This is a genomic window from uncultured Fretibacterium sp. (assembly GCF_938040765.1).
Lineage (GTDB): Bacteria > Synergistota > Synergistia > Synergistales > Aminobacteriaceae > CAJPSE01.
In genome coordinates this window covers 1-5,760 of sequence record NZ_CALIAA010000136.1, presented here as the reverse complement: position 1 = coordinate 5,760, position 5,760 = coordinate 1, and the positions used below count along the sequence as shown (strand labels likewise).

General features: G+C 62.2%; 7 protein-coding genes. All 7 read right to left on the bottom strand.

The genetic code is table 11. The features are described from left to right. Positions 1–197 precede the first annotated feature (197 nt). Positions 198–1,010 carry a DUF4198 domain-containing protein gene (locus tag Q0176_RS05185; protein ID WP_299299903.1) on the bottom strand — a complete coding sequence of 271 codons (813 nt, stop codon included), beginning with the start codon at positions 1,008–1,010 and terminating at the stop codon, positions 198–200. Between the two features lie 82 nt (positions 1,011–1,092). Beyond that, positions 1,093–1,257 carry a FeoB-associated Cys-rich membrane protein gene (locus Q0176_RS05180; RefSeq protein WP_299299901.1) on the bottom strand — a complete coding sequence of 55 codons (165 nt, stop codon included), beginning with the start codon at positions 1,255–1,257 and terminating at the stop codon, positions 1,093–1,095. A 137-nt stretch (positions 1,258–1,394) separates the two neighbouring features. Then, positions 1,395–2,192, bottom strand: coding sequence for a DUF4198 domain-containing protein (locus Q0176_RS05175; protein WP_299299899.1), 798 nt, complete (start codon positions 2,190–2,192; stop codon positions 1,395–1,397). Between the two features lie 62 nt (positions 2,193–2,254). Continuing rightward, positions 2,255–2,590, bottom strand: a complete 336-nt coding sequence (locus tag Q0176_RS05170; protein WP_299299897.1) for a hypothetical protein — start codon at positions 2,588–2,590, stop codon at positions 2,255–2,257. Between the two features lie 106 nt (positions 2,591–2,696). Next, a complete protein-coding gene (feoB, locus tag Q0176_RS05165; protein ID WP_299299895.1) occupies positions 2,697–5,240 on the bottom strand; it encodes a ferrous iron transport protein B in 2,544 nt (847 codons plus the stop codon). 16 nt (positions 5,241–5,256) lie between these two features. Then, positions 5,257–5,508, bottom strand: a complete 252-nt coding sequence (locus tag Q0176_RS05160) for a FeoA family protein (protein ID WP_299299893.1) — start codon at positions 5,506–5,508, stop codon at positions 5,257–5,259. Between the two features lie 16 nt (positions 5,509–5,524). Further along, positions 5,525–5,752 carry a FeoA domain-containing protein gene (locus tag Q0176_RS05155; RefSeq protein WP_366797206.1) on the bottom strand — a complete coding sequence of 76 codons (228 nt, stop codon included), beginning with the start codon at positions 5,750–5,752 and terminating at the stop codon, positions 5,525–5,527. Between the last annotated feature and the right edge of the window lie 8 nt (positions 5,753–5,760).

Sequence of the window (5,760 nt, the reverse complement as noted above, 5' to 3'; positions counted from 1 at the left end):
GTGCCTTCGCATTGATCCAGAATTCGTGCGCATCGGCAGCGGCGGAACACAGCGACAGGACAACAACGGCCGCAGCGGAAAGCAAGAATCTGTCGATCTTACGCATACAAAGCACCCTCCTTAATCATTACGATATTTTCGACATTGCGGATGGAGAATATCCCCGCTCCCGAGGGAGCGGGGATGCGCACGACGCACTACTCCGCGATCGAGAAGGTCATGCGGGAGACCAGGACGGTCTCGTCGGCGACGGCCTTGTCCGGGTAGGGGACCGTCAGCTGCACGAAGGCGTTCCAGTACCCCGCCTTCACCGGGATGATCTCGATGATACCGTTGAGGTTGGTGCGTCCCCAGAAGCACTTGTACTCGTTGGCGGGGTCGCCGTCCTTCGCGCCCCCGTTAAAGCCTGCATAGACGGCCTTCACCTCAGCCGTCTTGGCGGGCTTGCCGTCGAGCAGCACCTGCACGGGGAAACGCTCTCCCGGCTTCACCGTCGCGGGGTTCACCTGCGGCACCATCTCCAGGCGCTGTCCCACCGGCTTGGTGATGAAGTCCTTGCCGTCGGCGCCGTCCACGTTCAGGACGAGCTTGGCGAACATCACCGCCTCCTCGGCGTAGGTGGCGTCGGCCTTCGTCAGCTCCTTGTACTTGGCCTTGTCGCCCTGCTTCCACCCCTCCGGCCCCTTGGCCCAGAAGGAGGGCTTGTAGTTGCCAAGCACCAGGTAATCGCCCTTCTTCAGGTCCGCCTTGACCTCGTAATGGAAGTTGTCGCCCGTCTGCGCCATCTCCGTCATGCCCTCCGGCGTGGCCAGCTTCAAGGGCTCGAAGAGGTGGGTGCGGTCGTCGGGGATGACCTCGGGGTTGGGAAACTCGTGTCCGTAGCCCAGGTCGGCCTTGAGAAGACCGTCCTTGTAGTCCGCGTTCACCCAGAACTCGTGGGCCTCGGCCGCGACGCCGAGAAAAGCCGCAAAAAGCGCTCCTGCAACCATTACGGAAAACAACTTGCGCATGAACCTCTTCCTCCTTCTTCCTTCTCCAAAAACAACCGACGCAACGCGTCACGACACATCGCGGGAGGGACGCCCTCCGCGTCTAACCCTTCTCCGTGGAAGGGCGCTTATCGGAGGGGCGCTTATCCCCGCACCCGCAGCCACACCCACCGCAGGTCCCCCGCTTCGCGGAGGCGACCCATCCGCGAAGCAGGTATCCTGCGGCGGCAACCGCAATCAGGACGATCACAATCTCCTGTGCGCCCATAACAACAAACCTCCCGATGATTCCATTTCACAATAGGCTGCAGCCTATCAGCGTCAAAGACGAAGCCATTTGGCTTCGCTTCGACGTAAGTGACCGACTCGGCGCCCGGGACTTCACAGTCCCGGGGAGCTGGTCGTCTACTTAATCTCGGTGGCCTGGACCCAGAGCACCGCGTCCTGCGAAAGCTCCTTCCCCTCGAACTCCTTGTCGGGGCCGACGCCCAGCGCGGCAAATCCCCACCAGCCCGCCCTGGGCATGGCGAAGGCAAACGTCCCGTTGGCGTCGGCCTTGATCGTCAGGGTTACGAAGGCATCATGTGGGGCTTTCACCGCAGCCGCCTTATCGAAGTTGTTCTCCTTCATGTTGGGCTTGTGGTTCATGAACTCGACCTCGATCTCGGCGAAGGGAACCGGTTTGCCCTCGCTCTTCACGACGCCGCGGAACAACCCGCCGGCCCAGATCGCATAGGGCTTGTCCAGCGGAACGATCTCCGCCTTCAGCCCCATGTCGGCGTCCCAATCCGTGGGAAGACTGCCGTTGTTGACGATCATCTTCGTGATCTGCTGAATGTACGTGTCCTCACCCTTCTCGTAGTATGGAGCGGGAACCAGGCAAAAGACGTAGTCCCCCATGCCCTTGAGCTTGAAAGCAGCCTCGAAGGCCTTGCCCTTGTTCTCCAGGCTGGTCCAGGTAATGGGCTTCAGGGTTTTGAGCAGATCGGTCCTCTTCTCCTTGTTTACGACGAAGAACTCCCGAGGGGTTCCCATATCCATCGTGTGCCCGGCCTCAAAAGGGTGCGTAAAGACAAGCTTCAAGGGGACGTCACCCCCCTTGTCCAGGATCGTCTCGGGGGTATAGAGCATTTGGAAATGGGCGGATGCGGGAAGAGCCGCGGCAAACAACACGAGCAGAGAGAGTATGACAATCTTCTTCATATAAGAGAACTCCTTTTTTGTCTGGGAGGGGATCTCCCCGGTCGTCCCCGTACTCATCGCACCTACTTGATCTCGCTGCTCTTGACGGAGAGCATGTGGCCGGGGCCGCCGTCGAAGGTGACGGTGAAGACGCCCTCCGGCTTCTTGAAGGTCAGCTCTCCGCCCTCGTCCAGCTTGCCCTCGAAGATGACCTCGTCCTTCTCGTTGGTCACCCGGATGGGCATGTTGGCGGCCGAGGACCCGTCGGAGAACCCGCCTTCGCACGAAAGCGTCCCGTCGCCGTTGTCCCAGCAGGAGAAGAGCGGGGTGTGGGCAAGGGCCGCGCCGGCCAGAGCCACGACGAACACCGCGGCGACGCAGAGAAGCAGCTTTCTGTTCAAACCGTTCAACCTGTTCATCTCGAAAACCTCCATTTTGATGTGTATGTCAGTCACGCGGTCCGCGCCGGACCGCAGGCTGCCGAAAATGAAAAAACTTGCTGAAGGCAGGACCGTTCTCCGAGAGTCAGCTGTAGGTCCGCTTCGTCCGAATCAACCCCAGAAGGATCGTCAGGGTCAGGGGAATCAGATAGAACATCCACATCGCCTCGAAACCGCTCAGCCCCAGCGCCGAGCCCCCGGTGAACACCAGGACGGCCGCGAGCAGCCCCAGGATCAAGGGGACGAAGAAGGCGAAAAGCATCCACCCCGTGGAGCCGGTCTGGACCCGGATGGCCATGATCGTGGGTAGGCAGGGCGGACAGAGGACCATGAAGAGCATCAGGGCCATGGCGTGCAGGGGCGTAAGGTCCCCCTCCTGCCGTTTCATGCGCTGTTCCAGCGTGTCCGTGTTCTTCTCTCCGCCCGCGCCCTCGTTTTCACCCGGTTCCTTGATGTAGAGGGCGCCCAGGGTGGAGACGCTGTTCTCCTTGGCCGCCAGCGTGCTGAGCACGGCGACGTTGACGCGCCAGTTGAACCCCGCGTACCGCGAGGCCGGTTCGAGGGCCCGGCCGATCTTGCCCAAAAGGCTGTTGTCGATGCGTTCCCTGCGGATGGCCGTCAGCGCATTGGTCCGGAAGGCCAGAAGTTTCTTGAGCTCCCTCTCGAGCTCCTTCGCCTCGGGGTCCTTCTTGTTCTGGACGATCTCGAAGAAGTCGGGATTCCTGGCCCCGTAGGCCTTTTTGGCCTCGGCCGACGCCCCGGACTTGAGCAGGTCCCGGTACCCCTGCTGGAACAGGATCATGTCCAGGACGTCCTTTTCGGTCCTGAGCCCCGCGCCCAGCCTCTTGCCCTCGGCCTTGCCGAGAAAGGCCCGGACGGCCCGGTCCTTCTCCGCCTCGTAGTGGGCCCTCCGTTCCGGGGTCAGGCCGGGGAACTGGAGCAGGACGAAGAGGACGACGGCCACGGCCGCGACGACGGTCGTAATTTTCCTGATGTAGAGCCATATCCGTTCGATCGCGCGCCCCAGAACCCCCCGCACGGAGGGGATATGGTAAGGCGGCATCTCCATGATGAAGGGCGCCGTCTCCTTGTGTCTCAGCACCGTCATGGAGAGGATCTTCGCCAGGGGAAGCACGAAGAGCAGGCTGATCGTCTGGATGAAGACGATGACGATGCTCTGTTGATTGACCTCGCCCAGCAGGGGCAGGCGCACCGTCTCGTTGAAGTAGATGCCGATGAGCAGGAAATACAGCGGGAGCTTGGCCTGGCAGTTGAGCATGGGAAGCGTCAAAATCGTCGCCAGCTTCGACTTCTCGTCCGGGATGCCCTTGGTGGCCATGACCGCCGGGACGGAACAACCGCCCAGGACGACGCCGCCCAGGATCATCGGCAGCGTGGACTGGCCGTGAAGGCCGAAACGGCTCAGTATCCGGTCCAGGACGAACGCGATGCGCGGCATGTAGCCGCTGTCCTCCAGCACGGCGATCAGCGCGAAGAGGATGAAGAAGATCGGGATGTAGTTGAGGAGCGCGTTCAGGTTGTCGACGACCCACAGCACGAACTCCCGCAGCAGGGGCAGCTCGATGATTCCGGGCTGGGGAAGGACGCTCTCGGCGAGGCTGCGGAACCCGGCGAGGACGGGCCACGTGTAGTGGGTGAGGTTGTAGCCCTGTATAAAGGAGAGATAGTAGAATCCGTAGATGACGAAAAGGAGAAAGACGGGGCCGAAGAACCTGTTGCAGACCAGCCGGTCTATGCGCTCGGAGACGTGGACCTTCTCCGTGTTCTTTCTGGACACGCAGCGCTTGGCGATGGCCGCGGCCCTTCGGCTGCGCTGACCGGAGACGTAGAGGTCGGCGCTCATGCCCCTCTCGTGCTCGAACGCCTCCCTCAGGGCCTCCGCCCTGGACAAAATGTCCCGGGCCGCGCCGTCGTCCCCGGCCCTTTCGCGCACCAGGGCCGCGACCTCCGGGTCGCCCTCCATCAGCTTGACGGCAATCCACGGAAGGGGGAAGGTCCCTTGAAGGGACGCCCCGCCGGACGAAGACGAATCGGCCAGCAGCGCCTCCAGCTCCTTCAGGGCGTCCTGCAGGTCGGGATAGAGCTCGGACACGGCAACGCTCGTCCGCGCGTTCGACCGGGACATATCGGAGATCGCCCCGAAGAGATCCTCGCGCCCGCGCCCGTGGGTGATGGCCGTCGCGACGACGGGGACGCCCAGCTCCCGCGAGAGCGCCGGGACATCCACGGAGATGTCGAGGCCCTCGGCCACGTCCATCATGTTGAGGTCGAGGACGAGGGGAATCTCCATCTCCAGGAGCTGGAGCGTCAGGTACAAGCTACGCTTGAGGTTGGCGGCGTCCACGACGTTGACGACCGCCGACAGGGGCTCCTTCAGGAGCACGTCGCGGGAGACGCGCTCCTCGGGCGAGTAGGACGTCAGACTATAGGTGCCGGGGAGGTCGACGACCTCCACGGTCTCGCCGTCCCGCTTGTACCAGCCCATCATCTTGTCGACGGTCACGCCGGGATAGTTGGCCACGAATTGTTTTGCGCCCGTCAGGCTGTTGAAGACGGTCGATTTGCCACAGTTCGGCTGGCCCGCCAGGGCTACGATCTTTTTTCCCATTCAGGACTTTTCCCCTTCAGGAGTTCTCTTCTTTTCCGGATTTTTTTACTTTCACGAAACGGGCTTCCTCCCGGCGCAGGTTGACGAGCGCCCCCTCGGCATCCACCTCGATCGGGTCTCCGAGGGGCGCCCTTCGGACGAGCTTTGCCAGGATGCCGGGATAGAGCCCCATGTCCACCAGCCTCTGGGCGAGCATACCCCTGCCCTCGATTCCCACGACCATCCCCGACTCCCCCGGAGTCAGGTCCGCCAGAGTCATCTCGCTCATCGTCCCTCACCCAACCTCATGCCTCGGCCACCATCAGGCTCATGGCGACCTCCTGATCCAGGGCCAGGCAGCTTTCGCCCTCCATCACCCTGACGATGACGTCGCCGTCCCGCTCCTGCAGAAGGGTAAGAACGCTCCCCTCACCCAGCCCCAAACTTTCGAGGTGCTTGGACATCCTGGTGCCGCCCCCCGATTTCAGTATCTTCAACTTTGTGTTCATCGGCGCCGAAAGCAAGGGAAACATACGAGCCC